Below are 25,529 nucleotides of genomic sequence, written 5' to 3'. Positions count from 1 at the left end.
CTTCCGGGCAGGGAGGAACAAATGTGACTCAGGAACTGGGTCTCGTGGAACAGTCGGGGCACAGGCCCCAATAGATGACCTCGGCCTCGTCGATCGAGAAGCCGTGGTCATCAGACGCGCTCAGGCAGGGTGCATGACCAACGGCGCAGTCGATGTCGGCGATGGCGTCGCACGACCGGCACACGACGTGGTGGTGGTTGTCCCCGACGCGGGTCTCATAGCGGGCCACCGAACCCCGGGGCTGGATCCGTCGCAGCAGGCCCGCGCCGGTCAGCGCCTTGAGCACGTCGTAGACAGCCTGGTGGGACACCGCACCGAGCTGTCCACGCACAGCACCGATGATCGACTCCGTGTCGGCGTGCGGGTTGTCGTGGACGGCGGACAGCACCGCCACGCGGGGGCCCGTTACCCGCAGCGCGACGTCGCGCAGCATGCGCTCGAAGTCCGAGGGCGTTGGCATGTACGAGAGTCTGACGGGTTTTCTTGAATTAGTCAAAACTAGTGGTTGAACTCGCCTTGACTATCCGCGTGAGCCGACGCACGCGACCTCCGGGCCGGAATCGGTGCCGCCCGAAGAGCCTGGCATGCTGGCGGCGGCCAAGGTGATGGAGACAGTCGTGAAGGGAGCGGGGACGGGAAAACCCCGCACCGTCATCAAACGCCAAAAGGGGCACCCGCTCGCGGCGGATGCCCCTGCTGACCTGTGTCGGGACGGCGGGATTTGAACCCACGACCCCTTGACCCCCAGGCGTGATCGCCACGGCTAAGAGGGGCCATAAGAGGTCACTGCAGACCACGAAACGCCAGGCCGAAACAGACATCCTGGCCACCGAAAGACGGGAACGGTCACCGCGGGGCGCCCACGGGCGCCCCTCCCCCAACCACACCTCAATCCCACCACGGGACCCGAACGCGTGACCAATAATGCTCACCGAACGCTGGACACAGAACGAACCCCTCCTTTCTCCTGACCCCCCGCACCATTCCCGCGAGTTGTCTGTGGACCGGCGGTGACCCACGATGGACTCCTCTCGCTGGTCCCGCTGGATCACCATCGCCGCCGTCCTGATGCTCGCCGTGATTGCGGCACTGGTCTCCTACTCCCACACGTTCGACCTTGCGCAGCGGCACGGCGAACCGCAATGGCGCGCCGCCCTGTTCCCATTGTCGGTCGACGGAATGATCATCACATCCTCCATGGCACTGCTCACCGACGCTCGCCACGGCCGTCGTGGAGGCTTGCTCCCATGGACGCTGCTGATCCTAGGTAGCGTCGCGTCGCTGGCCGCAAACATCGCGGTGGCCGATCCGAACGTGTGGTCGCGCATCATCCACGCTTGGCCGTCGTTCGCACTCATGGGTGCTTACGAGCTGCTCATTCGCGAGTTCCGCACGACCCCCCGTGACGTGCGCAATGCGATCGCAGATGATGAGCAAGTTGGACACAATCGGTCGGCCGACCCGGCCGACGTTCAAGGCCCGGCGAAGGCTGATGAGCCGGGCGACGCTCAACAGCATGATTGCGCTACACATCCACACCTGCGGGTGGCCCCAGCCGCCAACACACACGAAACCGTCGATACGCAGACGTGGCTGTCGTCCAACATAGTTCCGCCAGTCCAAGCGGAAGCGTAACGATGGGCTCTTGACCATCGCCGTGACGACGGATCGTTGCCCAGCGGGAAGGAGATCGCTGAGCGGTTTGCTCGGAAGGAACGGTGGGGGCGCTTGGTCAAGCAGTGGGGAAGACAGGGTCTTCTCGACTACACATGATGGTCGGGAGATTCGTTGACGCGCAGGGACGGTCCGATCTGTGATGCCATTGCTGTTTGGGAGGGGCAGGCTGCGGGTCAGGGCCCCTGCGATAGCGTCGATTTCAGCGACACTCCGGAGCCAATTGCGTTACCGGAGGCTTGCTGAAGACGCAACGGCAGGCTCGGCCTCCCTGGGGGCAAACCGTCCTGGGAACCGGCAGGCCAAGCCGCGCTCGAACGCGCCTTGGCAGTGAACTGACCGCGCGGACTTCGTTGGTCCTCCTACGCGTGACTTCGCCTTGATGCACCGACCTCACCCGCGGGCACTTCGAGACCGTGCACGCGAGTCCAGGAGCGCGGGCAAAAACACGCCAGTTCGTCTGAGACACGAACTAGCCCGAATCTCAGTCTGACTGGCAGGCGCCCACCACGAACTCGCCCAGCACCCCACACCCGAACCCACCAAGCAAGAATCCGACAGATCGATGAGACACCCCGCCTGACAAACCGATGAGACGCCGCAGAAAACCACCAGCTCAGAGGTGTTGCCCAGGACAAGAACAATCGGGACCTACAATTAGGATCAATCGTCGGTCGCCATGCGCCTCGCAGATTCCACGAGGACCCAACTCACCGTGGGCCGCATTCCAGGGCCGCACGGTCACTGTCGAAAATAACCCTGTCCCTTGCTCTTCCCTGTGCCCTGGATGTGACTGGTCCGCGCGACAGGATGTCCAGCACCGCAACGTCGGCCGGGCAATGTTCAGTGCATGGCCGACGCCACGGCTCGTCCCCGACCTAGATCAGGCTCCCCACAGGAAGCCGTCACCGTGGGAGGCGATGTGGGCTTGCCAAGCGCTAAATGCGTCCCGAGTGGCCTTTTCTCAACCCGCGCTGCGCTTCGTTAAACGGATTGATAATCGCCCGATAACCCCATTATCTAGCTTCGCCGGTGGCACCGGGCAGGGACACCGCCCCCCGGTAGGAGTGGAAGTGAAGGCGCGACTCAAGCATGCGGCGATATTCGGGTCGATCGTGATGCGAACTAGCCAGCACCTTCGGAAAGAACGTTCCATGCAACTACGCAAGATCGGCACCGCCGGGCTCGCCACGGCAGCCCTGAGCGGCCTGCTGGTGGTCGGCCTCCCCACAGCGGCGCACGCGGCACCCCCGGTGGGTAACCGTACGCAGTGCACCCACAGCAAGGCATCCGAGAGCCCCAACTGGTACACCGAGCGCGAGTATCGCTTCGTCTCCGAAGGCAAGTGGCACCTGCGCAACAACACCTACGTCCGCACCCACACGGTGAAGGTGGACGTTTTCAAGTTCGGCGGGCATGTCGGCACCCACACCGAAAAGTACGACTGCCTCATCTAAAGCGCACTGTAGCTCAAGACTCGGCGGCCACGGTGTGCAAACGCTGGTGATCCGGCCAACAAGAGACCGTGGTTTCACATCTCAGGGACCACGGTCTTCGTCATATACACAGGCAAAACACCTAGTCTCGCGGTTCTGGTGGATAAGGTCCATCACGCCCGCCGTTAAGGTGCCGCTCCGGAGGCGATGGTATTCCACCTCCGCTCACGTGGTGATGAGGCCTGGAAGGCGTCTGAGAGGGCCAGGCGACTCGCTACGCAAACCGGCCCACCACCGCTGAGATTCCGGTAGTCACTCGACTGGTTGTGGCAGGTCGGTGGCAATCAGGCGCTCGTGAAGTTCGCCCAAGGAGGTGCGATTGCTGTCGAACCGGAGTACGTCGTGGGCTTCCTAGCGGTCCAGCCATTTGAGGGCGGTGTGTTCGGCGGAGATTTTGATCTCCACGCCGGTCAGGTCAGCACCGAACGAGTAATGGCGACAACGTGACCATCACGTTATGGGGGGCAGATTCAGACAAACCGGCCATTGACACACCCGGACGGTGCCTTCTTCCTCGGCCACACCACCACCCCCAGGATGCGATGTGCAGGGACCCAGCCCATGTGACGTGAGTCGAAGCTGGCCTTCGCGTTGTCGCCGACGATCCACACTGCGCGTTGCCGACCGGCGGATGATCTGGTGGCAAACGCCGCCCTCGGAGAGCTGCCCTCGGGCGGACCGGGGAGCACGGAATCGACTCGTTTAATCAGCCATGCCTTTGTAGCCATGGCAGCTGGTCCGGTGCCACAGGACACGGACTCTGTCCACCGTTGGCCTCCGGCGGCTGACTGCTCGACAACGACCACCTGTCCTGGGACGAGCCAGGTAGTGCGAAGCACGAGTACGCGGTCGCCGTCCTCGTAGCTTGGCGCCATGCTCCTTCCTCGAACGGTGACTACCGCTATGCGATGTCTGAGCACCACAGCGGCTGCCAGGACCGCACCCAGGAGCATCACCACGCCTCGACGAGGCAGGGTGCCGGGTCTGCGGCGTGCCATCACGTCCTACCCGACACTTCCCCCTCGCCGAGCTTCGCGACAGGGGAACGATAGCCGTCAGCCTGAAGGTTGAAGAGGCGCGCGTACTCCCCGTCCTTTGTCATCAATCCCGCATGGTCACCTTCTTCCATCACCCGCCCATTCGAGAGCACCACGATACGGTCGGCGTCACGCAGCACCCCGAGGCGGTGGGAGACCAGCAAGCTGGTGCGACCTGCACGGTGCCGACGCAACATGGTGTGGATTTCGTGTTCCGCCTCGGCGTCGAGACCGGCGGACGGCTCGTCGAGGATCATGAGATCGCGCTGACCGCGCAGTAGCCCGCGGGCCAGGGCGAGCCGTTGCCACTGTCCACCCGAGAGCACGACGCCGTCCACCGGTTCCTCCTTCTCCGTCTCCATGAAGAACCGTCGCGACAGCAGAGTTGCGTACCCGTTCGGCAGTTTGCCGATCGTCGTATCGATGCCTGTCTCCTGGGCCGCGTTCCGCAGGCGTTCGTGATCGTCAAGCGCGTCGAGGTCTCCCAGGGCGATATTCTCCGCAGCTGTCATGTCGTAGACCATGAAGTCCTGGAACACCGCACTGATCCTGCGCCGCAGCTCAACCGGATCGACGTCGCGCAGGTCTACTCCGTCCCAGAGGATTGCCCCATCGTCCGGATCATAGAAACGGCACAGCAGCTTGATGAGGGTGGACTTGCCCGCACCATTGAGCCCGACGAGAGCTAGGGCTTTGCCATGGGGTATGTGCAGGGTGATGCCGCGCAGCACCCACGGATGGTTCGCGGAATAGCGGAACCAGACATTGCGTAGGGTGATGCCCCGCGACAGGTCGGGCAGCGGGCGCGGCACGGCGGCGACTGGCAGGTCCGGGCCAGACGTATTCACCGCGACATAGTGGCCGAACAGGGACAACGCCTGGTGGGTGTGGCCCAGTTCACCGGAAATGCTCCTGACTGCTGACTGCACACCTGTCACGGCCGCCACGAAGACGGCAATGTCGCCAGCCGTCAGTGTCCCGGCCCGGGCCTCGCCGACCGCCCAGACGAGCCCGATGCCGGCGACTAATGCCGACAGCACCCCGAGTCCGGCCTGTACGACTAGATCCCTACGGTCCATCTTGCGCTTCGCGGCGTTGGCAGCGTGCCGCTCCGCCAGCATCCGCCTGCGGAGAAAGGTTCCAAGACCAAAGAGCCGCACCTCCTTCGCCGCCGTCACGTCCGACAGCAGTTCGTTGTAGAAGAACTCCCGTCGCTCGATTGGGCCGACCTCCCAGACCATCCGTGCCCGGCGGCGCGACAGCGCTCGCTCGGCTACCAGAATGGGGATCCCCGAGGCAAGCACCAGCAGCGCCATCGGCGGTGCGAGAACGAAGAGGGCTCCCAGGAGCCCCGTCATAGTGAGCGCGGCGCGAACCATGCCCAAGACCCCGTTCACCACGTCGTTTGGGTTCATACCACTGAAGGGCTGGGCGAGACGCAACCGGTCCAGGAAACGAGGGTCCTCGAACCGCGCCAAACCCACGAAGCGACCCACCGTGATGAACAGCCGCTCCTGCGTGGCAACTCCGGTGCGGCGGTCCAACTCGCCGGTCACGTACTGCGTGATCTGTGGGAGCAGGGCCGTGGCGATACCGACCGCGGCCAGGCCGAGCGCGCAGGAGACGAGCGTCCTGTACGAGGTACCTGCCACCACCTGGTCGATCACCAGTTTCATGAGCCAAGCGGTCGCCACCGGAATTCCCCCCGAGGCCACTGTGATCACCAGGTGAAGAGTGAAGCCAGCAGGAGCGGCCGCGGCCACCAACGACGCCGCGGCAACGACACGCCGTACGGTGGTCACTGACCGAACGCGAGGAGGGGCCGGCCCAGATCGACCCGCGCGTCCATGACCTGGGGAGTTCTGTCGTCACCCCCAGACACCCGGAGAACCGCGGGGAAGGCAACGGCTTGGAACGCCGTGCTCAGCGCACCACCTCCCGGCCTCTCCGCCACCACGCGGGCCACCGCGCGCAGCTCCGCGACCATGTGTTCAGCCGCGGCGCCGTCACCGACCACGGCGGCCAGGACGTGTTCCCGCCCACCGGGCATCTGCCGGGCGCGGTCCACGAACTTCGGGAGCTGCTCTCTGCACGGCGCACAGGAGGGGGAGAAGAAGCCCACCAGCGTGTCGCCGACGAGCGCGTCGCGCGTCAACGTTTCACCGTCCACGGTGGCCGTGGTGAACGTACCGACCTCTTCACCTGGTCCGAGGGAGCCACGACCGCTGAGGTTGGACAGCGCTTCCGTGTGCTCGCGCAATCGTTTGATCACTCCGAATGTCAGGACCAGATCGAGAGCACACAGGACACCCACAAGGGTCACAACCGTAATCAGGACGGGCATCATCTCTCCTCAGCGGTGATGTCATGGCCTGGGGACGGGAGGAAGGAAGAGATCGAGAACGTCATCCAGGACGACCACCAGCCCGCCCAGCAGCACTCCGACGATCGCCGCCGCGAATGCTCCTGGGTGTTGCGCCCACTCCCCGGGGATAGGCGTCGCCAGCACCGAAACGGCCCCTGCCGTAGCGATGGTCGAGAGGATGATGTTCCGAATCAGGTGCGGCAGACCCAGCGGAACTGTGGTGGTGCCGAAGCATCGGCACGGCACGGCGGTTCCCTGCCTGAGGACCGAAGCGATGCCGACCACGAAAACCACCAGAAGGACGGCCGCCAAGGCACAGCCGATCGCAGCGGTAAGCGGCGTCGGAACCACGAGTAGGATCCATACGGTGAACTCGACGGCCAGAACGGACTGCGCCACGACGGGGGCAAGTCTTGGCGGCACCACTGGCACGCGGCGAACGGACAGCACGAAGTCGCCGAACCGGCGTGGTCCCCGCACTTTACTGAGAGACGAGACGAAGAAAACCACTCCGATCAGGCAACAAGCTCCGATCGCCACATAGGGCACCAGGGGCCTCCTCGCGGTCGGTGTCCGTGGGCTGAGAATCCGGGCCGATACTGACGGTCACCAACCCACGGACAGCCTCCGTTGAGCACACGGCCTGGGGCTTTATCTCACGGGCAGTCGAGACAGTTACAGCGGAAGCGGTTGCGATTGTTCGGCCAGGAGCAGCACGGGGCGTTACAGTTGCAGACCCCGTCCACGTGTCCGTAGAGCTTGTTGCACTGCCAACAGGCCGACCAGCACGCCTGGGCCGCGGCAGCGGCGTCGAGTTTGGGCACGAACAGTCCGAGCAACCGGACGCCCAGCGATTCCACGATTCGGAACATGGTAATTCCTCCGATTTCTTCGGAAGATGTCCTGTCAACACACTGCGGCCTGCGGACCCGTCTGTATTGAAGAAATTTGCACTCCCCCGCTTTGGCTCAGATATTCAGCAGCACACTGGTCGCTTCGCCGGGTATGCGCTCCACCGAATCTGCTGGGGACACCACCGACGATTCCCTGATCAGGAGGAATTGACGCGGCGTGCAGCCGATCATGCTCTTGAACTCCCGATTCAAATGGGCCTGGTCGCTGAAGCCGCAGCGCGTAGCGATGTCCGCGAGCGGAAATTCCGCAGCCAGCAGCCGCAGCGCCCGGCGCAACCGCAGCACGCGTGCGGCAGTCTTCGGCGGCAGGCCGATCTGCTCCCGGAAACGGTTGTTCAACTGCCGGGAGCACCATCCGGTCTGCTCCGTAAGCTGGTGGATGGGTAGCATCCCATCGGTTCGTAGGAGCTGGTTCCAGGCCCATGCGACCCGAGGCGAGCCAGTCGGTCCTTCAGCGGCCCAGCCGCTCAACACGCTGTCCAGCAAGGCGAAGCGCTCAGCCCACCCCGATAGCGGAGCCAAGGCCTCGGCCAGCCGGCGGGCCCTGAGACCGAGCACCTCCTCAGGGTCTGCGACAGAGTCGGCCACCTCATGCATGGCAACACCGAAGAGACGGAAGGCCGCCCAAGGCTGGAGCAGCACTTCTACCCCGTCGACCTTGCCGTTATGTGTACCGATACGTGCGTTTGTGGAAAGCCCGACGAGGAGTGAACGAGAGTTAATTCCATCAAACTGCCTTTCGTCCAGGTCTCCTCCGGCCGCATCCCGCACGTGCACCGGGTTGTTGAACCCGAGGACGAGAGTCACAACACCATCGGGGGCCTCCAACCGTTTGCGGTGTCCGTACAGGGCCGTACGAAAACCTCGATAGCCCAGGATCCCTCTGCGTAACGGCGTGTGGGGACGGCTCCACACGGCTTCCCACGGCTGCTCTGAACAGCATGGCCGTGTCACGGTGCTCTTCCCTTCCTGTGGAATTGTTGATCTGCGGTCTCAGAGCTCCCTTGGCGAGTTGTCGTCAAGATACACCTAACGCTCCGCGTGAAATCCCCTACCCCCGGAAGCAAAGTCGGGTGACCGGACCTGTGGGGTTGGTGGCCAGCCGCGGAGTAAGAAGCAGGTTGTGAGAAGACTGTGATCCGAACCGTTTGTACTGGACGCCGGGCAGTTCCCGGCGGGGAATTGCCGACTCGCGTTTGAGGTGCCCCGAGTTCTCCGGACAGGGACCCAATAAGATGGTCCCGTAAGGAAACGAGGGGAAGTTTTGGGCAGGACAAGCAAGTACTCGGCGGAGTTCCAACAGGAAGCCGTCCGATTGGTCATCGAGACCCAGCGGCCGATCAACCAGGTCGCAAAGGAGCTGGGAATCAGCTCCGAGACCCTGAGGAACTGGGTCCGACGGCACAGGAACGAGAACCGAACCGAGGAAGCTCCCCTCGACCTCAAAGAGCGCGCACGCCTGCGGGAACTGGAACGCCTCAACCGCGAGAAGGACATGGAAATCGCGTTCCTGAAAAAATGTGCGGCGTACTTCGCGAAAGATCGCCCGTAAGCGACAGATACGAGTTCATCGATTCGGTCCGATTCGATGACACCGCGGAGTACGCCTTCCCCGTCACTTTCATGTGCGAGCGCGTCGGCGTGTCGAAATCCGGCTACTACGAATGGAGGAACCGCCCGAAATCGGCGACCGCCGAGCGCCGCGACCGGTTGATGCTGCTCATCCGCAAAGCGTTCGACGATTCGGAGGGCACCTACGGCCACCGGCGGGTGCACGCCCAGCTACAGCGCTGGGACGTGCAGGCCGGTCCCGAGCTGGTGCGCCTGCTCATGCGCAGGATGGACCTGGAGCCCTGCCAGCCGCGTCCCGCCCGGGAGTGCCTGACCGAACCCGACGAGGACGCCCGCATCCCGGACTTGGTCGGCCGCGACTTCACCGCTCCCGCGCCCGGAATGAAGCTCGTCGGTGACGTCACCTATATTCCGACGTCGGAGGGGTGGCTGTACCTGGCGACCGTGATCGACTGCTGTACCAGGGAAGTCATCGGATATGCGATGGACGACCACTACAGGACGCCGCTCGTCATCCAGGCGCTCAAGAACGCACAGAGAAACGGAAAGGTATCCGCTGGGGCGGTGTTCCACTCGGACCGCGGAAGCAACTACACCTCACGGGAGTTCGGCTGCTTTCTTTCCGAGCAGGGAATCCGGCGCTCGGTTGGCCGGACCGGGATCTGCTATGATAACGCTCTTTCTGAGTCGTTCTTCGGTGTGCTGAAGAACGAACGAGTGAACCGGGTGGTGTATCCCACCAGGGAGCGCGCGCGGCGCTACATCACTCGTTATATCGAGCACTGGTATAATCACAGGCGTCTTCACTCCGCGTTGGGATACAACACGCCGGCGGAGATATACGCGGCCCATCAGGAGATGCGGCTGGCCGCGTGAAATAGGCGGTTCAATCCCTGTCCGGAAACAACAAGGCCCCTCAGCCTCGTTGTTTCACGGGGGTGACCCGCTGATCGAGTGTCCGTGATGCCGGTCTTGTTCCCGCTCGGACACGTGTCGCGCAGGACCGGTCAGCGGCCGTCGCGCCGCGCGCCGGGCTCCACTCTCCCGGAATCTCTCGGGTTTCCTCCTCTCCATGCTCGCGGGGACGGCGGATCAGGTTCTGGCCGGCGAGGGCAGAGCGCGGATCGCCCTGAACGCGGCGGCGATCTGAGCCGCCCACGGCCAGGTCGCGTCCACCTTCAACCGGCGTTTGCGCTGGCCGTGCACCAGCCGGGCCGCCACGTGCAGCAGCCGGAGCCGCAGGGTCTTGGGGGCAGCCGCCGCCAGCTCGCCGGAAAGAGCGAGGAGCTGGAGCCAGGCCCGCAGATCAGCGGCGATCGCGACCGCGCACAGCCAGGCGGCGTTGACGTGGGCGTGGCGGGAGGGCAGCCTGCCCAGTCCGCAGGCTTTGGAGTCGCGGATGCGCTGTTCCACCGTGGCGTGGTGGCGGTGCCGGGCATCGAGGAACGCGCTCTGCCCGCGCGCGGTGTTGGTGGAAAACGCCTGGTAGCGCTGCCCGGTGCGTTTCTCGTAGTCGGTGGCGTCGCGTTCGTAGCGCGGGTGCAGGGGTTCTTTGCGCACGATGACCCGGTGGCCCTTGGGCCAGTCGTGCAGGTCGCCGAGCAGGCCGGTGATGTCGGCCACGACGGCGTCCTGGCGTGCCTGCCTGTCGGCGCCTGTGGCGGCCTCCCACAGCCCGAGCCGGTCCAGGGCCTCGATCGCGGCCTGCTCGCGTTCGCCGACGGGCCATCCGGCTGAGTACTCCCAGGTGTAGCAGGGGCTGGTGCGGCCCCCGGCCGAGGCGATCCAGCCCAGCAGGTCCTTGGAGGCGCCGGCCCCGTCCAGGCGGAAGAGCACCCGGCGCCGGTAGGGGCCGGGGACCTGGTCCACTGCGGTGGGGAGGACGGCGATGTTGTCGCCGGGGTGGTTGGGGGCGGCCGAGCCCTCGCGCAGGTCCGCGACCAGCATCTCGTGGGTGTTGGCGCAGTAGGCGGTGAGGGGGTGGTGGCCGTAGGTGCCTTTGAAGGTGCCGCGGGCGCCTTGTTTGGCGGAGGCCGATTCGATGATGGTGGCGTCGGAGTCGATCACGGTCACCCCGGTGAGCGGGGCGCCGTCGATCCGGACCTGGGGGAAGCCGTCGGGGCGTTGGTCGAGCAGGTTCCACACGTGGCGGCGCACGGCGGCCCGGGCGCGGGCGATGCGCGCCAGGAGGCGGGGGCCGGTGGCATCCAGCATGCGCCAGGTGGTCGCGGTGGAGGCGGTGGGGCCGATGACCGGGCGGTGGTGGTCGAGCAGCGAGATGTCGCGGATGTTGGTGGCGCCCAGGGTGATGGCGCAGGCCAGGTCGGCCAAGAGCTGGCCGCGGTCCCAGGGGCGTGGCCGTGTCGGCTTCAGGGCGGTGGACAGGGCGGTGGTCAGCCCGGTGCGTTGGGCCAGGAGTCGTAGGTGCAGGCCGCCGACGTGGCCGACGATGTTCTTTCCCTGCGGAGCCACGCACAGGCCGTCGGGCCACTCGGTATCGTGCACGCAGAAGGTGCTCCTCGCTGCTTTGGGTTCGACTCTCGACAAGCCGTATCCAAGCAGGTCAGGGGCGCCTTCGCTGCGTTTTCAGATGATTCGTTCCCCCAAGGGCCTGGCTTCCGTGAAACACCTGGGTCAGTGCAACGCGCCGCCCGCACCCTGGACTACGCCCTGACAACGGTGGCCGTCGGCGCGCTCGCCTTCTCCACCGTCAACGTCGCCCTGCTGGCAATCGACCACGGCATCCCCGCCTGGATCGCCTGGCTGTTGGAACCACTGGTCGGCATCGCGCTGTGGGCGGTGCTGTCGTCCGACGCCGTGCTCTCGCGCTACGACACCGCCCCCAGCCTGTCAGCGCGACTCCCGCGCACGTTCACCGGGATGGTCACGCTGACGCTCAACATCTGGTCCTCACTGTTCACCACCCCGCATGACGGCCAGCTGCAATTCGCCCCTGACCCGACGGGTGTCCTGCTGCACGCCATCGCCCCGATCCTGTTGATCCTGCTCGCCGAGGCCGCACCCCAATACCGAGCCCGCTTCACCCGGCTCATCGAACGCCTCCAGCCATCCGATGAGCCGCCGTCGACCACGGCCCGTTCGCCGCAGGTCCACGCGTCGCCGCCATGTCCGGACCCAGAACAAGGCGCCGGTCCGGACCCCGGGGAGACTTCGGCCAGCTCACCGGACACCTTCGCCGACGACTCTGGCTCTACACGAAGTCCGGACGCCCAACCTTTCTCCACGGAGACCCCCGCACTGCGCCCTGGACGGCAGAAAGCGAAGGAGAGGACCACCGGGCGGCGAATGACCCGCAAGCAGCGACGGCTCCACAAACGCCAACTCAATGACGACCGAGCCCGGACCATCCTGCGTGCCGAACCCGACATCACCGGCGCTGAACTCGCCCGCCGACTGGGCGTTCAGCCCCGCAGTGGCCAGCGCATCCTTCACCGCATTACGAAGACAAACAGCCCAACGTCTCAAAGGTGAGGGGGGTGTGCGCGTCATTCTTTCTCCGTACGCGGCGGGGACGCTTCCTGCGACGCGTCATTGTCAGTCGGCTTTATAAGCTTGGTCATCAGGAAGAAAGCGGCACAGAATGCTGCACCGCTGGTCAACAGGGCGGCTGGCCAGGAAGCGGAATCAGCGAGGCTCAGTGCGACAGCTGCAGCACCGGCGCCCAGAGAGCTGAGGATGATCAGGGTGGTGCGCTGGTCAATCACGATTGTCCTCGTCTTTCCTTGTCGGGGCGGACGGACCTGCGGATCATAGGTCAGCGGAGCCGAGGGCCCTGCCGAGCTGCGCCTTATGGGCATCCCTCTCGGCAGCGGAAATGGGGCGGCGGTCATCAGCCATCTATGCCAGAGGCTTGTGCTTCTCGCGATCCGGCGGCTCAAGGGCCCGGTCCCGTACATGCTCAGCGGAGAGCTGGACCTGGGTGAGCGGCTTAGCAGTCTCGTCGCAAAGGGCCCGTTCGGTGACAAGGTTCTCCGGGCCGGCATCGTGCCAAAGCTGGGTAGCGGCGGCGATCGCCAAGGCGTCGAGTGCAACCTGGGCAGCAGTGAGATCGAGTGACATGTGGGGAGCGTGGTTTCCACGTGTGGTGGGGACACGCGGGAATGAAATCATGAGCGATTCCACCCGTGCACCCGTTTCGAAGATATCGCTCAACTCTGGTCGGGCTGCCTTCCAGGGGTAGCGGCCCAGCATGGCAAGAGGGGCTGCAGGAGAATGTTCGGGCCTTGTAGGGGCTACGTAGGGCGCTAGGCCTGAGGTGCGTGGGACAAGGAGCGCTCGGGCCCGTGACCTGCGGCGTGCAAACGAAGGATCGGACTCACCCCCGCGTCGACAGGGAGCACGCTTCGTCGCGGATGACGAACGCGTTCCAGTGGGACTCACCTCCGCGTTAGCAGGGAGCACGGATCGACATTCAGGACCTGGACGCCCTCGGTGGACTCACCCCCGCGTAGGCGGGGAACATACGATTATCGGCGAATCACCGCCCGTCCACCCGGACTCACCCCCGCGTAGGCGGGGAGCACCACGTGGGCGCAGGAGCTCTGACCCGGATTCTGGTTCGCGACAACTGCCAACACCAGGCGCTGTTCTCGATGTGGGACGACCCCTACAGGGGTCGACGACATATGCGGGCACCCTCCTCAACCGGCCTGCCATCACTTCGAGGACTGACACCGCGGGGTCGTGGCGCCACCCGCCCGAGATGTGCGCCAGCCCCGCCCTGCTAAGACTCCCCACTCTTCGGTGGACTGTTGAGTTCCGGCTCCTCGATCGGCACGGACAGCACTGTCATCCGCTATCGGCGGGCCGGAGACTGTCGAGGTGGCGGCGCAGCACGGCGAGCATCGCCTCAGGGGGCATGATCTCGGGATGCAGCAGCCCGTTGAGGGTGAGCCCGTCCAGTAGGGCGGCGAGCCGCTCCGTCTCGACCGCGGTATCAAGATCCTCAGCGACGACCCCCGCTTCCTGCGCTGCGGCGAAGGCTTCAGGAAACCCCTTGCGCATGCTCTGGGGGAAGAAGTGGATCTCCGGCTCCAGCTCCGGCTGGTCGGTCGCGTGCACCGAGCACGCGAGCCAGACTTTGGCGTCCCTGCGGCGCTCCTCATCCAGCGGGAGGAACTGGGCCAGGGAGTTCTCGAGGGCCGCGCGCCGCTCGTCCCTGGTCAACGACGGGTCGGTATCGATGATTGCGGGGGTGTGGTGGTCGAGGCGCTGCGACAGCCTCGTATAGACCACTTCCCGGACAAACACCAGCAATTCCTTTGCGTCGGAGAAATACTGGCGTACTTCCTCGCTGGGCAGGTCGGCCTCGCGGGCCACGCACGGAAGAGTGGCCGCGGCCACGCCGTCGCGGTCGATGATCCGGAACACCGCTGCGGCTACGGTGTCGTGATGCACTTGAGGGCCCATAGCTATTGGCATCCTTCAAGGATACCGACCTGCTGTTCTGGGGCAGGAATAAGTAGCGGATGGGACGCCGGGCGAGGCAGGTGAGTTCGTCCCCAGCCCCGCCCGATGAATACCCGGAGTTACTAGTACTCGATGCTGAGAACGCAGAGGGTGTCGTTGGAGAAGTTCAACCGCTCACCACTGGCGAACGGCCTGACGACGCATGCGGTAGCCGTCTTGTAGTAGACGGAGCCGTTCCATCGGCCCCCGTGGAGCCAGTCGACCCCGCTCATGGCGACGGTCTTCGTGCCCGGGGACGAGTAGCACTTGTCTTTCGGGAGGAGCCAGTTCCCGTACCTGATGTGCACAGGCTTGCTTCTCGAGTCGCAGTCGGTTTCCCTGATCGGGGCGGCGGCCAGGGGCTCACGGATCGGCGCGGGGTCCCCTTGCTGGTCGACGAGGGGCTTTCCGTCGACGGCCGTGGTGACCTTGTACTCCACCCCGTCCGATCCGGTCGTGATGTGGGATTCGATATTGGGGGTGTCCGCGGCTGCCGGGGCCACGGCGGAGGAAACGGCCAGGAATGCACCAGCGGCGACGGCCATGGATCTCAACGCGATCTTTTTCATGCCGCTCCATTTCGCAATCTATGGGGGAATGTGCGCCGCGAAGTCTAGGTATCGGATTCCCCCGTATTCAAGGGAGCGGATATCGGCCCGGGAGCCTGAAAACCGTCCGCCAGCAATAGAATCTCGCTGGTGGCAGCGCCTCCCTGGCGCATCGATGATTCGGAAAGTGTGGTCATGACCACATGCAGTCACTCGATGCTCACGCTTACCCGAGTGCGCTCCTGTATGGGGGCGCCGGTAACGAACGCGTCACCAAGTGCCAACTCGCAGCTGGGGCACTTCCGAACACCATGGCGTGGTGTTCCCCGAAGTCATCGAAAGGTTCACTTACCGGAAGCCCGGAGCGCCCGGAGCGCCCGAATCCACCGGCGCGGTCCCACGCCCCTCCAGGCCCCGTCCTGGCGGACCTCGGCAAGCAGCTCCCGGGCGATTCGGTCGCTGTGCTCGTCGCCGGTCTGCGCGAACAGCTCCACGGCCAGCTCCAGCGCAGCAGCCGCCTGTCCCGCCCGCCCAAGCTCCCGCAGGGCCAGGCCCAGGTTGGTCCACGCCGCGGCTTCGCCTGTCTGGTCGCCAGCGGCGTGGGCCGTCTCCTGGGCTGAGCGGGAGACCGCCTCCAGTTCCTCGAAGCGGCGCCTGCGGCCCAGATACTCGGCCAGGTCCAGCGGCAGGGCGATGGCCGCGCGGACTCACCCCCGCGTAGGCGGGGAGCACACTGGCTGGACGCGCAGGCCGCCGCGGGGTGGACTCACCCCCGCGTAGGCGGGGAGCACTCAGTCTCGTGACGCTTCTTGCGGCGCGGCGCCGACTCACCCCCGCGTAGGCGGGGAGCACATGGCCCAGGGCGGGCGCGCCCCCTGGCCGAAGACTCACCCCCGCGTAGGCGGGGAGCACGGGTCGCGGTCACCGGGCGCCTCCGATTCCGAGGACTCACCCCCGCGTAGGCGGGGAGCACTGCCCCCTGGGAGTCCGTCCACCCCACCGCGGGGACTCACCCCCGCGTAGGCGGGGAGCACAGGTCAGGGACGATTGAGTTGCCGACGAGCTTGGACTCACCCCCGCGTAGGCGGGGAGCACGGCAACCCCCACGGCCATTTCCCCTTGGCCATGGACTCACCCCCGCGTAGGCGGGGAGCACTGTCGTCTTCCTTCACCCCTGGATAGAAGGCGAGACTCACCCCCGCGTAGGCGGGGAGCACCAACGACAGCGCGAATTCGGGCAGCCTCGTGAGGACTCACCCCCGCGTAGGCGGGGAGCACTCGCCCCTGTCATTACTTCCGTAGACGCTCCCGGACTCACCCCCGCGTAGGCGGGGAGCACCGCGGGTCGCTGGGCATCGCGGTCGGGTCCTCGGACTCACCCCCGCGTAGGCGGGGAGCACGACGTGCGCTGGCGCACCGCATCCATAAGCTCGGACTCACCCCCGCGTAGGCGGGGAGCACCAGGCGCCCAAGGGCGGGTGGACGCCCGACAACGACTCACCCCCGCGTAGGCGGGGAGCACGCGCTGGCCGCGTTCAAGCGCGGCGGGATGGAGGACTCACCCCCGCGTAGGCGGGGAGCACCCCTCCTCGCTGTCGTCCTGGGCTTCGAGGTGGGACTCACCCCCGCGTAGGCGGGGAGCACCTGTGGGACGTGCTGTGGATGACCCGCTACGCGGACTCACCCCCGCGTAGGCGGGGAGCACACTGTTCATGTAGCCGAACTGCTTGCGGACCGAGACTCACCCCCGCGTAGGCGGGGAGCACGGTGCGTTTCAGCTCCATCGTCCGCCTCCGTCGGACTCACCCCCGCGTAGGCGGGGAGCACGGCGCCCGGTCGGCGTGGACAGGGTGGCGGTCAGACTCACCCCCGCGTAGGCGGGGAGCACGGGCAGGCTCCGGATCCGATCGGCCAGCGACAAGACTCACCCCCGCGTAGGCGGGGAGCACGCTCTCCTGTTCGCGGGCAGTCCCTTTGACGGGGACTCACCCCCGCGTAGGCGGGGAGCACGGTGGAATTCCACGTGGCACACAGATGATCCTTGGACTCACCCCCGCGTAGGCGGGGAGCACGAGCCCCCCTGCGGATGCCAGGCGACCGCCACGGACTCACCCCCGCGTAGGCGGGGAGCACGGACGATCATGCCGCGGCGGCGCCATGACCCGGGACTCACCCCCGCGTAGGCGGGGAGCACCCTCGCTATCCTGCGATAACGCGGCGCGTTATCAAAACTTGACCTTCGTGGTTCCACCGCTTACCGCGCGACCGGCAGGCCGCGGAGGGGATGGGCGGATTCTGGCCTAGAGTGGCCATCTTGCTCCGATTCGTCACGCAACGTCAGTCCCTCGCTTGATACTAGGCGCATGAGCCACCGCCGTCTCAGCCGTGCTTCGCGCCGCGCCTCCGCCCAGGAGGACAGAGCACTCGCTCGGCCCCGGTGCCTGTCGCTGGTCTATGGCAAGTCGGAAGACCTTCTCCCCAACGGGCCCTACCCCCTCCCGGCCCACCTGCTCGACGCGGCGGCCGTGATCCTTGCCCTGGACGCACTCGGTTCCCCGCTTCTTCCCAAGCGCGCTCTGCGCGGGCTCGGCCCTGATGGAGTCCTGTGCCTGGCGCTTCTTGCCGCCCTGCATGACGTCGGGAAAGCGACGACGGGATTCGCTTCCCGAGCCGCCGCGTCCTGGTCGCGTATGTGGGCGGGTACACCCCCATCCGCGATAGGGGCCACGCGCGGGCACACCGGCCCCGGGCAGGCCAGTGCCCTGTTGGAGGAGTGGCCGCTGCGCATGGCCGCAAGCGACCAGCCGCTGACGGGTACTGAGGTCGAGGAGCTGCGCCAGTTCATCGGGCTGGTGATCAGCGCCCACCACGGGCGCATCACCTCGGCGATGAGCCAGGCCGCTGCCCACGACGAACTGGCCCGCAGCTTCGATCACACGGCCGACTGGGTGAGCGTGCGCTCGGATCTGGCCGAGCTGGTCTGGCAGGCGCTCGGCCGTCCCCGTCTGGCACCCGACGGTGAGGACAACGTGTTGTCCGCTGTGGCGGCGTGCGGGATCGTGCCCTTCGCCGACTGGGTCGTCTCACAAACCCACTTCATCGAAGGCCACCGCCGCTGCCACCTTCCCGAGGCGTGGGATGCCCCGTCGGCGGCCCGTTTCCTGGCCTCCGGGGTGCAGGCGGCCCAGGCCGAGTTACGCCGCATGGGGTTGGCCCCGCTGACGTTGGCTGACCTCCCGTTCGCCCAGCGCTACCTGTTCGCGCCGCGCGGACTTCAGAGATCGGTATGCGAGCAACTGGAGTCCCACGTGCACGGCCCCGGGCTGCTGGTCGTCACCGACCGGACCGGCGGCGGCAAGACCGAGCTGGCCCAAGAGGCCGTGCAGATCTTCAGGCGGCTCCTAGGCCAGCACCTGGGGGTCGGGGTGTTTCTCCCGACGATGGCGACCACCAACGCCCAGTTCGCCCGCTGGGTCAAGGATCTGATGCCGCTGCTGGGCCAAGACGCCACTGTTGAACGGCTCCATTCCATGGCCGCCTTCTCCGAGGATGCCGACCGGATTCTGCGTGACCTCAAGGCCGCCGACGATGCACGGATTTCGGCCGCCGAACCGGGCACAGCCGCCATCGAGGATGGTGGCGCACGTGGGAGTTTCCGACTCTCGGCCGCTGATACCCAAAAGCTGTTTCGGTTGCAGGCGCCGTTGACCGTGGCGACGATCGACCAGTTGCTGGCCTCGGCCCTCCCTGGTCGGCACCAGCCCTTCCGCATGGCGGGCAGCTGGGGCAAAGTGGTCGTGATCGACGAGTGCCATGCCTATGACGTGTTCATGCGGGTGCTGCTGCGCACCGTGTTGGCGTGGCTAGGAGCCTTCGGTGTTCCCGTCGTGCTTCTCTCCGCGACCCTCCCGCGGCGCGTGGCCCGCGAATACCTGGAGGCCTACCGTTCTGGTGCGGCGGCGCGCGAGGGCCAATCACCCGCGCTGTGCGAGGAGCGGCTGGAAGGACTGCCCTACCCGGGGTGGGTCTACTACGACTCGGCCACCGACGTGACCACGTCCAGCGGCACGGTTCCCGGCCCGACCACGGAACTCACCCTGGCCGCCCATGCCGTCCCGGTCACCGGTGATCCGCGCGATCCTGTGGCCCGCGGGCGTCGCCTTGCTCAGGCATCTGCACCCATCTTGGCCCCGATCCTCGATACCGCCGACCATGAGGGTGGGTGCGCGCTGGTCATCGCCAACACCGTGACCTCGGCACAGATGATCGCCGCCGCGCTGCGTGCTGTGGCCCCCGATGACTGCCACGTCCACCTCCTGCACGCCCGCCTTCCCACCGGCCAGCGCGAGGAGCGCACGGCCCGCCTTGAGGCGTTGTTCGGCAAACGCGACGGCCAGACACCCGGGCAGCCGGAGCGCCCCGGACGGGCGATCGTCGTCGCCACGCAGGTGGCCGAGCAGTCGCTGGACTGGGACTTCGATGTGGTGGTCAGCGAGCTGGCGCCGCTGTCGCTCCTGTTGCAGCGCGCGGGGCGGGCCCACCGCCACCGGCCGGCCGACCTCATCGCGGCCCGGTGGCGCCAGTGGACGGTCCATGTGTTGGCCGCGGTCGAAGCCGCCTCCAACCTGCCGGTCGAGGCCCTGCCCTACCCGCATGCCGCGCTCCTGCAGACCTGGCACACCATTCTGGAAGACGCGCACAGCAGCGGAGAGCGGCAGTGGCGCCGCACCCTACGTGTCCCCGACGACGTCCAGGACCTGGTCGAGCGCGCCGAGCCCGAACTGTCGCTGCTGGAGGAGGCCGAGGGCGTATTCGCAGAGGCGCTGATGTCCTGGTGGGCCGAGGAGGACGTGGCCGCCAGCAGGGGCGACCAGATGACCGTGCCCATCCCGGGCAGCGGCCTGTCGCGCCCCGACCTGCACCGCCTGACCGAGGCCGACCGCGATGTGGACGACGTGCTGACCACCCGTTTGGGCGCCGACTCCCTGCGGCTGCTGCCGGTGTGGATCCGCGATGGCGCCTTCCATTTGGCCCCGCAAGGCGAGGATCCTCTGCCTGGCGCACCGGCGCCGGGGAAGCGGCCATCTCCACAGGCGGTGCGCACCGTGATCGACCACAGCATCCCGGTGCGCCGCGCTCCTGGCTGGCAGGAGGCGGTCGCAGCGCAGGCGCCTGCCTGGTTCGCCGAGCACCCGCGCCTGGCCGATGTTTTTGTCGTACCGTTCGGCGACACTGTCGAACACTCGGTCATCCCCGGCGCCGACGCCGCCCCCGGCTACCTGCCCCGGACACGCGCGCCGCGCCACACGGTGGCCTTCAGCCCGGACTACGGCCTGTTCACGGCGCCACGGCGCGCCGCTGAGGAGTGATGGTGGACGACTTCGACCTGCTCACCCGCCCCTGGGTCAACGCGCGCACTCTCGACGGCACGGCCGAGTCGCTGGGGTTGTCGGCGCTTCTGGCCCACGCGCACCGCCTGAGTGACGTCGAGGCGCCGGTACCGCCCGGCTATGGCGGGCTGCGCCACATCCTGGCCGCGCTCACCTACCGCATCACCGGGCTGGACCGCCAAGAATCCGCCAGTGAATGGCGCCGACGCCGGGACCTGTGGCTTGAGCACGGTACCCTCGCCTCCTTCCCGCCCGAACTGCGCCCGGAGGGCGACGACGCCGATCCGGTGAGCCGCTACTTCGACCGCCTTGAAGTGGGCCGCTTCAGCCTGTTCGGTCCCCGCCCGTTCCTGCAGGACCCGCGCCTGCGCGAAGAGTCGGAAACCTGCGGTATCAACAAGCTGGTGCTGGGCCGCCCGGTGGGGAAAAACGGTGCCACATGGTGGACCCGCCACCACCAGGGCAACCAGGGCGCGATCCCGCCGCATGAGGCCGCCTGGTGGCTCATCGTCCAGTGGTACTACGGGGCGGCCGGGCAGATCACCGCGCGCACCGTCTATGGGTCCCGGTCGTCCAGTGCGAAGGCGGGGATGCTGCGCAACACGATCACCTACTATCCGCGCGGTCAGACGCTGTTCGACTCCCTGCTGCTCTCGCTGGTGCCGCCCGCAGCCGCACTCCCCGATCCGGCGAGTCGCCCCGGACCCGACCTGTGCCCCTGGGAGTGGGAGAAGCTGCCCGACCCCGCGGCTCCGCCCCGCCCGCCGGGTGGGATGTGTGCGCTGCTGACCGGCGTGCACACCCACGCGATGCTGCTGGTGCCCGATGAGCACGGCGCGGTGGTCGACGCCTACCGCACCTGGGCCTACCGCAAGCCCTGGCCCGAACGTAAGACCGAGAACCCCTTCGTCAGCTATGAGCGCACCAAGGGCACGCAGCGGACAGCCGACCCGGCCCGCGCCCTGTGGCGCGACCTGGATGCGCTGCTACCAGAAACGGCCAAGGGCGCGACCGGGCGCACCGTCGCCGCCAGCCGCTACCGCCCGCCCCGCTTCTTGGAGGAGCGCCTGAACCTGAGCGGTCGTCGCGCGCCGAGCGGGCTGGCGGCCGTGGGCTTCCGGCAGGACCCCATGACCACCGACCACACCTGGTGGCTGTCCAGTGCGCCGCCGGAATTCACCCGCCTGCTGGATGACGACGAAAGGACCGCCGCGGCAGTGCGGCGCCTGCTCGCCCTGCTCAGCGCCGAATGCGAACAGGAACTGCGCCCCCGGCTGCGGCGCGCCTGGCGCGAAGGCGTGCGCAGCGGCCCCAAGGAGCGCCTCAACAAGAGCTGGCCCCAGCGCGGGGCGCGGCGCTTCTGGGAACAGGCCGAGCACCTCTTCTTCGCACGGTTGGAGGCCGAGCTCGTCGACTCGCCGGCCGACGAGTCGGCTGAGAACCAGCGCACCCGCCACGCCGCACGGGCCCTGTGCGTGAGGGCCTATGACGAGGTCACCCAGACCGTCATGTCCGATCGGGGCCCGGCTCACCCGCCATCACGCATAGATCTCTTGCTGCGGCGAGCGGTGATCAAGCACCGGCCCCACCTCTGACGGCGCATACCCCCGGGAAGGACGAGGATGCCCAACAACACGCCCCTGCACAGCTGGGAGCGCCGCAAGCGCATGGCCGAGGCGTTCGCTGGCCATCTGGCCCCGCTGCTGTCCTACGGCGCGGTGCGCAGCGAACTGAAGTCGGCCCTGCGCCGAGAACCCTATAAAGCTCCGGCCACCAACCGGCAGATCCTGTTGTGGCTCGACGGCCCGGGGGCACCGTATGCGGACCTGTACCAGGACGAACGGGTGCGCAACGCCCTGTCTCTAACCGCCGGTCTGATGGCCAGCTTCCCCACCGCGCGCACGCTCAAAGCCCGCTGGGACACCTATGCCCGCTCGCATCCGGCTAGCTCCGGTGAACATGACGCACACGGCACCAACGACCGGCGGGGGTCCCGACTCGACCTGGGCCTAGCGCTGGCCGAGGCCGACCGCAAGGAGATCAACAAGAACAAGGCGGGCACGGTCCCCGGCGCCATGTCCCCCGACCGGATGACGCCTCGGGAAAAGCGGCTCATGCAGCTGTGCCGCACCGACACCGACCGCCTGCCCCGCCACCTGTTCTCGGTGCTGTCCTACCTGCACGGACAAAAGTGCCTGCTGCCGCACTGGCCCCGGATGGCCGCCGACATCGAATGGCGCATGCGCGCCCCCGACGCCGTGGCCCTCAAATGGCAGGAGTCCTACCTCACGCCCCCGGTGTGGCGGCGCGACACCCAGCGCTGAGCCCGCCCCCTTGTCACCTCCATCACCGTCCTATGAAGAAAGTGGCCCTCTGAACCGATGACATCCCCTGCGCGCTTCGCCGACATCCACATCATCCAGGCCGTTCCCTTCGCCAATCTGAACCGCGACGAGCTGGGTGCTCCCAAGGAGCTGTCCTTCGGCGGGGCCACCCGTATGCGCGCCTCCAGCCAGTGCTACAAGCGCGCCACGCGCACCGCGCTGCAGCAGATGACCGACGGCGACGAGTGGGACTTCGGCACACGCTCACGCGCCCACGCTGAGACGATCGCCAAGGCGCTGCAGGAGCGCGGGTGGCAGGAGATGGCCGCGAAGATCGCCGCCCGCGACCTGTTCTCCATGCTCGATGATGACGAGGCTGACGGAGATGAGGCCTCGGACGAGGGCGCCGAGGGCAACGGCCGCGCCAGGGCCCGCAAGGCCCCCTCGGAGCAGGAGCAGGAATCCTCCCGCCTGCTCACCAACGTGCTGCTCTACCTCAACGACAGCGACATCCCCCGCCTGGTCGAACTCGCCGAGGCCCACCGAGACGATTACGAACGCGCCGCCGAGGGCCTGTCGGCCGACGCCCCGCTGCCGGTCGTCCATAAGAAGAATGACACGAAGTGGCACAAGGAACTGCTGGGCGTTTTGAAGCAGTGCACCGGCGCCGGGCTCGCCCTCTTCGGGCGCATGATCGCCAAGCTGCCGGAAGGGCGTATCGACGGCGCCTCCCAAGTCGCCCACGCGTTCACCACCCACGAGGCCAAGTTCGAGATCGACTACTTCACCGCTGTCGACGACCTGCTCACCGGCAAGGAGAGCAGCGGAAGCGGCCACCTGGGCACCGCCGAGTACGCCAGCGGCGTCTTCTACCGCTACGCCACCCTGGACCTGCGCGAACTCCACGACCACTTCGGGCAAGGCTCCGAAGACACGGCCGCGCACCTCGCAGGCCTGTTCCTCCAGGCCTTCGCCATGGCGGTGCCCAGCGGAAAGAAGACCTCGACCGCCCCGCACACCCCACCCGCCCTGGTATATACCTCGCTGCGATCGGACCGCCCGGTCAACCTGGCCGCCGCCTTCGAGACTCCAGTGCGCCCGGCACGGGACGAGGGGCACCTGCCCAGGAGCCTACAGGCCCTGGCCACCCACCTCACGCAACTGGAGTCGTTCTTCGGCGGCCAAGGACGCGTGTGGCACGGGCACGCCGCCACCGTCGACACCTCCCCCACGAACCACGCCGACGACGAGACGCCCTTGCCTCTGGGCGAGCGGATGCCCCTCAGCAAGCTCCGCGACGCCATGGTCACCCGTCTCAGCTCCGGGGACCAGCAGTGAAGAGCCTGGTGATGCTGCTGACCGGGCCTCTGCAGTCCTGGGGGGTGCGCTCGAAATTCAACAAGCGCGACACCTACCCCTACCCCACGCGTTCGGGGATCTGGGGGCTTCTCGCCTCGGCCTGCGGGATCGGACGCGACGAGCCGCTACCCGCGCAGCTGCATGAGGCCGAGCTGCTGGTGCGCCGTGATCGGCGCGGGCGCCTGCTGACCGACTTCCACACCGTCGGCGCCAATCTTCCCCCTGAACAGCAGATGGTCACCGCCGACCACAAACGCCGCGCCAACCCGATAACAACCGAGCGCGACTACCTGTCCGACGCCGCCTTCACCGCCATCCTGGCCGCCCCCAGCACCGTGATCGACCAACTGTCCGGGGCGCTCCGTGCCCCCCGCTGGGCCCCCTACCTCGGGCGGCGCGGCTGCCCTCCCTCACTGCCCGTCCTCGTAGGCACCAGCACGCGGCCCCCACAGCAGCTGGCCGAGGAGCTCCCGCTCTACGGCAGGGCGCCGCGCCGAGGAGGTGACATCAAGGTCAGCGCACTGTGGGACGGATTCGGCCACGACGACGGTCAGCCCGACCTGCACATCCACGACGTACCCGTGGAGCGTGCCCCGGATCGACGCACCTTCCAGACGCGCCCGGCCGTGGAACTGTCGTGGACCCGACCTGCGAATGCCTGCGCTGGCACGGGCCTCACGGCCTTTCGGGCGATGACCCGGTCCCTTGAGGAGGAACGCTGATGCTGCCCGACCAGCTCTGGCTCACCCACGCGCTGCTCCCCGCACACGAAGCCGACCGCCTAGTCCACAGCGCTTCCGCCATGCACCGCCGGGTGATGGCCATGTTCCCCGACCACCTCGGGGACCAGCCGCGCCAGGCCGCCGGAGTGCTCTACCGCGTCGAACCCGAAAAGCAGGGCGCACGCCTGCTCGTGCAGTCACGCATCGCCCCCAACCTCAGCGGGCTTCCCCACGCGCGCACACTGTCGCTGCTGCCCCTCCTGGAGCAGCTCACCCCCGGCGCCATCGTCCACTACCGAATCGCCGCCAACCCCACCAAGGCAGTACGCACCCCCGACTCCCCCAAGCGGCGCGGCAAGCGCACCGCACTGCACGGGGCCGAGGCCGAAACCTGGTGGCGCACCAAGGCAGAGCAGATCGGACTGCTGCCAGGCTCGGTCACCGCACGCCCGCACGACCTGGCCTCCGATCCTGCTGCCCGCAACGGCACCAGAAACCAGGACAGGGACAAGCGGATCGTCAATCACGGCATCCGATTCGACGGCGTAGCGAAGGTGGAAGACCCCAAGCGCCTGCTGCCCGCAGTGGTCGAGGGAATCGGACGCGGCCGCTCCTACGGCCTGGGGCTGCTGTCCTTGGCCCCACCTGGGCGGTGACCG

At 67.0% G+C, this 25,529-nt stretch carries 22 protein-coding genes, 1 pseudogene and 1 CRISPR repeat array; of the genes and pseudogenes, 11 read left to right on the top strand and 12 right to left on the bottom strand.

Features of this window, described 5'->3' with window-relative positions:
- Nucleotides 1-28: 28 nt before the first annotated feature.
- Nucleotides 29-460: a Fur family transcriptional regulator gene (locus ABD259_RS07140; protein WP_344106321.1), complete on the bottom strand. Its 432-nt coding sequence runs from the start codon at nucleotides 458-460 to the stop codon at nucleotides 29-31.
- Between the two features lie 560 nt (nucleotides 461-1,020).
- Between ABD259_RS07140 and ABD259_RS07135 the strand changes: the two are divergent.
- Together ABD259_RS07135 and ABD259_RS07130 are read left to right on the top strand one after the other, a co-directional pair.
- Nucleotides 1,021-1,632, top strand: a pseudogene (locus ABD259_RS07135) (DUF2637 domain-containing protein); the annotation flags it as partial.
- A 1,196-nt stretch (nucleotides 1,633-2,828) separates the two neighbouring features.
- Nucleotides 2,829-3,131: a hypothetical protein gene (locus ABD259_RS07130; RefSeq protein ID WP_344161022.1), complete on the top strand. Its 303-nt coding sequence runs from the start codon at nucleotides 2,829-2,831 to the stop codon at nucleotides 3,129-3,131.
- A gap of 509 nt (nucleotides 3,132-3,640) precedes the next feature.
- On the opposite strand, the gene ABD259_RS25805 is transcribed toward ABD259_RS07130, so the two are convergent.
- The 6 genes from ABD259_RS25805 to ABD259_RS07105 form a co-directional block, all read right to left on the bottom strand.
- Nucleotides 3,641-4,123, bottom strand: a complete 483-nt coding sequence (locus ABD259_RS25805; protein WP_425573493.1) for a S26 family signal peptidase — start codon at nucleotides 4,121-4,123, stop codon at nucleotides 3,641-3,643.
- 44 nt (nucleotides 4,124-4,167) lie between these two features.
- Nucleotides 4,168-6,009, bottom strand: a complete 1,842-nt coding sequence (locus tag ABD259_RS07125; protein WP_344161019.1) for an ABC transporter ATP-binding protein — start codon at nucleotides 6,007-6,009, stop codon at nucleotides 4,168-4,170.
- Nucleotides 6,006-6,479, bottom strand: a complete 474-nt coding sequence (locus tag ABD259_RS07120) for a TlpA family protein disulfide reductase (protein WP_344161016.1) — start codon at nucleotides 6,477-6,479, stop codon at nucleotides 6,006-6,008. Before ABD259_RS07120 ends, ABD259_RS07125 begins: the two co-directional genes overlap by 4 nt.
- Nucleotides 6,480-6,572: 93 nt before the next feature.
- Nucleotides 6,573-7,121, bottom strand: a complete 549-nt coding sequence (locus ABD259_RS07115) for a MauE/DoxX family redox-associated membrane protein (RefSeq protein WP_344161013.1) — start codon at nucleotides 7,119-7,121, stop codon at nucleotides 6,573-6,575.
- Nucleotides 7,122-7,228: 107 nt separating this feature from the next.
- The gene (locus tag ABD259_RS07110) at nucleotides 7,229-7,444 is read right to left on the bottom strand and encodes a hypothetical protein (RefSeq protein ID WP_344161010.1); all 216 of its coding nucleotides are present in this window, start codon (nucleotides 7,442-7,444) and stop codon (nucleotides 7,229-7,231) included.
- 96 nt (nucleotides 7,445-7,540) lie between these two features.
- The gene (locus tag ABD259_RS07105; protein WP_344161007.1) at nucleotides 7,541-8,293 is read right to left on the bottom strand and encodes a helix-turn-helix domain-containing protein; all 753 of its coding nucleotides are present in this window, start codon (nucleotides 8,291-8,293) and stop codon (nucleotides 7,541-7,543) included.
- Between the two features lie 457 nt (nucleotides 8,294-8,750).
- Here ABD259_RS07105 and ABD259_RS07100 point away from each other — a divergent pair.
- A protein-coding gene (locus tag ABD259_RS07100; RefSeq protein WP_344161005.1) for an IS3 family transposase occupies nucleotides 8,751-9,934 on the top strand; the annotation gives its coding sequence in 2 pieces (ribosomal slippage) (nucleotides 8,751-9,012 and nucleotides 9,012-9,934; 1,185 coding nt in all).
- A gap of 216 nt (nucleotides 9,935-10,150) precedes the next feature.
- Here the strand turns inward: ABD259_RS07100 and ABD259_RS07095 are convergent.
- On the bottom strand, nucleotides 10,151-11,563 hold the full coding sequence (locus tag ABD259_RS07095) for an IS1380 family transposase (protein WP_344161002.1): 1,413 nt from the start codon (nucleotides 11,561-11,563) through the stop codon (nucleotides 10,151-10,153).
- A gap of 132 nt (nucleotides 11,564-11,695) precedes the next feature.
- Between ABD259_RS07095 and ABD259_RS07090 the strand changes: the two genes are divergently transcribed.
- Nucleotides 11,696-12,550: a hypothetical protein gene (locus tag ABD259_RS07090; RefSeq protein ID WP_344160999.1), complete on the top strand. Its 855-nt coding sequence runs from the start codon at nucleotides 11,696-11,698 to the stop codon at nucleotides 12,548-12,550.
- A gap of 14 nt (nucleotides 12,551-12,564) precedes the next feature.
- On the opposite strand, the gene ABD259_RS07085 is transcribed toward ABD259_RS07090, so the two are convergent.
- From ABD259_RS07085 to ABD259_RS07070, 4 genes are all read right to left on the bottom strand, one after another.
- Nucleotides 12,565-12,783 carry a hypothetical protein gene (locus tag ABD259_RS07085; protein WP_344160996.1) on the bottom strand — a complete coding sequence of 73 codons (219 nt, stop codon included), beginning with the start codon at nucleotides 12,781-12,783 and terminating at the stop codon, nucleotides 12,565-12,567.
- Nucleotides 12,784-12,916: 133 nt separating this feature from the next.
- On the bottom strand, nucleotides 12,917-13,138 hold the full coding sequence (locus ABD259_RS07080) for a hypothetical protein (protein WP_344160993.1): 222 nt from the start codon (nucleotides 13,136-13,138) through the stop codon (nucleotides 12,917-12,919).
- Between the two features lie 729 nt (nucleotides 13,139-13,867).
- Nucleotides 13,868-14,488 carry a TetR/AcrR family transcriptional regulator gene (locus ABD259_RS07075; protein ID WP_344160990.1) on the bottom strand — a complete coding sequence of 207 codons (621 nt, stop codon included), beginning with the start codon at nucleotides 14,486-14,488 and terminating at the stop codon, nucleotides 13,868-13,870.
- A gap of 122 nt (nucleotides 14,489-14,610) precedes the next feature.
- On the bottom strand, nucleotides 14,611-15,096 hold the full coding sequence (locus tag ABD259_RS07070) for a hypothetical protein (protein WP_344160987.1): 486 nt from the start codon (nucleotides 15,094-15,096) through the stop codon (nucleotides 14,611-14,613).
- Nucleotides 15,097-15,536: 440 nt separating this feature from the next.
- On the opposite strand from ABD259_RS07070, the gene ABD259_RS07065 reads away from it, so the two are divergent.
- The 7 genes from ABD259_RS07065 to cas6e all read left to right on the top strand — a co-directional run bounded on the left by ABD259_RS07065 (nucleotide 15,537) and on the right by cas6e (nucleotide 25,526).
- On the top strand, nucleotides 15,537-15,695 hold the full coding sequence (locus tag ABD259_RS07065; protein WP_344160984.1) for a hypothetical protein: 159 nt from the start codon (nucleotides 15,537-15,539) through the stop codon (nucleotides 15,693-15,695).
- Nucleotides 15,696-15,779: 84 nt separating this feature from the next.
- A CRISPR array of direct repeats spans nucleotides 15,780-17,269; the repeat unit is 28 nt; unit sequence GACTCACCCCCGCGTAGGCGGGGAGCAC.
- Between the two features lie 169 nt (nucleotides 17,270-17,438).
- Nucleotides 17,439-20,444 (top strand): CRISPR-associated helicase Cas3', encoded by a 3,006-nt coding sequence (cas3, locus tag ABD259_RS07060; RefSeq protein WP_344160981.1) that lies wholly within the window; start codon nucleotides 17,439-17,441, stop codon nucleotides 20,442-20,444.
- Complete coding sequence (casA, locus tag ABD259_RS07055) at nucleotides 20,444-22,060, top strand: type I-E CRISPR-associated protein Cse1/CasA (protein WP_344160978.1); 1,617 nt, start codon at nucleotides 20,444-20,446, stop codon at nucleotides 22,058-22,060. Before cas3 ends, casA begins: the two co-directional genes overlap by 1 nt.
- Nucleotides 22,061-22,087: 27 nt before the next feature.
- Nucleotides 22,088-22,789: a type I-E CRISPR-associated protein Cse2/CasB gene (locus tag ABD259_RS07050; RefSeq protein ID WP_344160975.1), complete on the top strand. Its 702-nt coding sequence runs from the start codon at nucleotides 22,088-22,090 to the stop codon at nucleotides 22,787-22,789.
- Nucleotides 22,790-22,846: 57 nt separating this feature from the next.
- On the top strand, nucleotides 22,847-24,127 hold the full coding sequence (gene cas7e, locus ABD259_RS07045) for a type I-E CRISPR-associated protein Cas7/Cse4/CasC (protein WP_344160972.1): 1,281 nt from the start codon (nucleotides 22,847-22,849) through the stop codon (nucleotides 24,125-24,127).
- Nucleotides 24,124-24,870, top strand: coding sequence for a type I-E CRISPR-associated protein Cas5/CasD (cas5e, locus tag ABD259_RS07040; protein ID WP_344160969.1), 747 nt, complete (start codon nucleotides 24,124-24,126; stop codon nucleotides 24,868-24,870). Before cas7e ends, cas5e begins: the two co-directional genes overlap by 4 nt.
- Nucleotides 24,870-25,526, top strand: a complete 657-nt coding sequence (gene cas6e / locus ABD259_RS07035) for a type I-E CRISPR-associated protein Cas6/Cse3/CasE (RefSeq protein WP_344160966.1) — start codon at nucleotides 24,870-24,872, stop codon at nucleotides 25,524-25,526. Before cas5e ends, cas6e begins: the two co-directional genes overlap by 1 nt.
- Nucleotides 25,527-25,529 lie beyond the last annotated feature (3 nt).

This window comes from Nocardiopsis rhodophaea (assembly GCF_039530945.1).
In the GTDB taxonomy this organism is placed as follows: Bacteria; Actinomycetota; Actinomycetes; order Streptosporangiales; family Streptosporangiaceae; genus Nocardiopsis_C; species Nocardiopsis_C rhodophaea.
The sequence above is the reverse complement of the archived record's forward strand: the minus strand, read 5'-3'. Positions and strand labels throughout refer to the sequence as shown.

Bases quoted from the DNA above. Each gene is read 5' to 3' on its own strand.
- ABD259_RS07140 (WP_344106321.1), bottom strand. From the start codon at position 460: ATGCCAACGCCCTCGGACTTCGAGCGCATGCTGCGCGACGTCGCGCTG.
- ABD259_RS07130 (WP_344161022.1), top strand. From the start codon at position 2,829: ATGCAACTACGCAAGATCGGCACCGCCGGGCTCGCCACGGCAGCCCTG.
- ABD259_RS25805 (WP_425573493.1), bottom strand. From the start codon at position 4,123: ATGCTCCTGGGTGCGGTCCTGGCAGCCGCTGTGGTGCTCAGACATCGC.
- ABD259_RS07110 (WP_344161010.1), bottom strand. From the start codon at position 7,444: ATGTTCCGAATCGTGGAATCGCTGGGCGTCCGGTTGCTCGGACTGTTC.
- ABD259_RS07080 (WP_344160993.1), bottom strand. From the start codon at position 13,138: ATGTCACTCGATCTCACTGCTGCCCAGGTTGCACTCGACGCCTTGGCG.
- ABD259_RS07075 (WP_344160990.1), bottom strand. From the start codon at position 14,488: ATGGGCCCTCAAGTGCATCACGACACCGTAGCCGCAGCGGTGTTCCGG.
- ABD259_RS07070 (WP_344160987.1), bottom strand. From the start codon at position 15,096: ATGAAAAAGATCGCGTTGAGATCCATGGCCGTCGCCGCTGGTGCATTC.
- cas3 (WP_344160981.1), top strand. From the start codon at position 17,439: ATGAGCCACCGCCGTCTCAGCCGTGCTTCGCGCCGCGCCTCCGCCCAG.
- casA (WP_344160978.1), top strand. From the start codon at position 20,444: ATGGTGGACGACTTCGACCTGCTCACCCGCCCCTGGGTCAACGCGCGC.
- ABD259_RS07050 (WP_344160975.1), top strand. From the start codon at position 22,088: ATGCCCAACAACACGCCCCTGCACAGCTGGGAGCGCCGCAAGCGCATG.
- cas7e (WP_344160972.1), top strand. From the start codon at position 22,847: ATGACATCCCCTGCGCGCTTCGCCGACATCCACATCATCCAGGCCGTT.
- cas6e (WP_344160966.1), top strand. From the start codon at position 24,870: ATGCTGCCCGACCAGCTCTGGCTCACCCACGCGCTGCTCCCCGCACAC.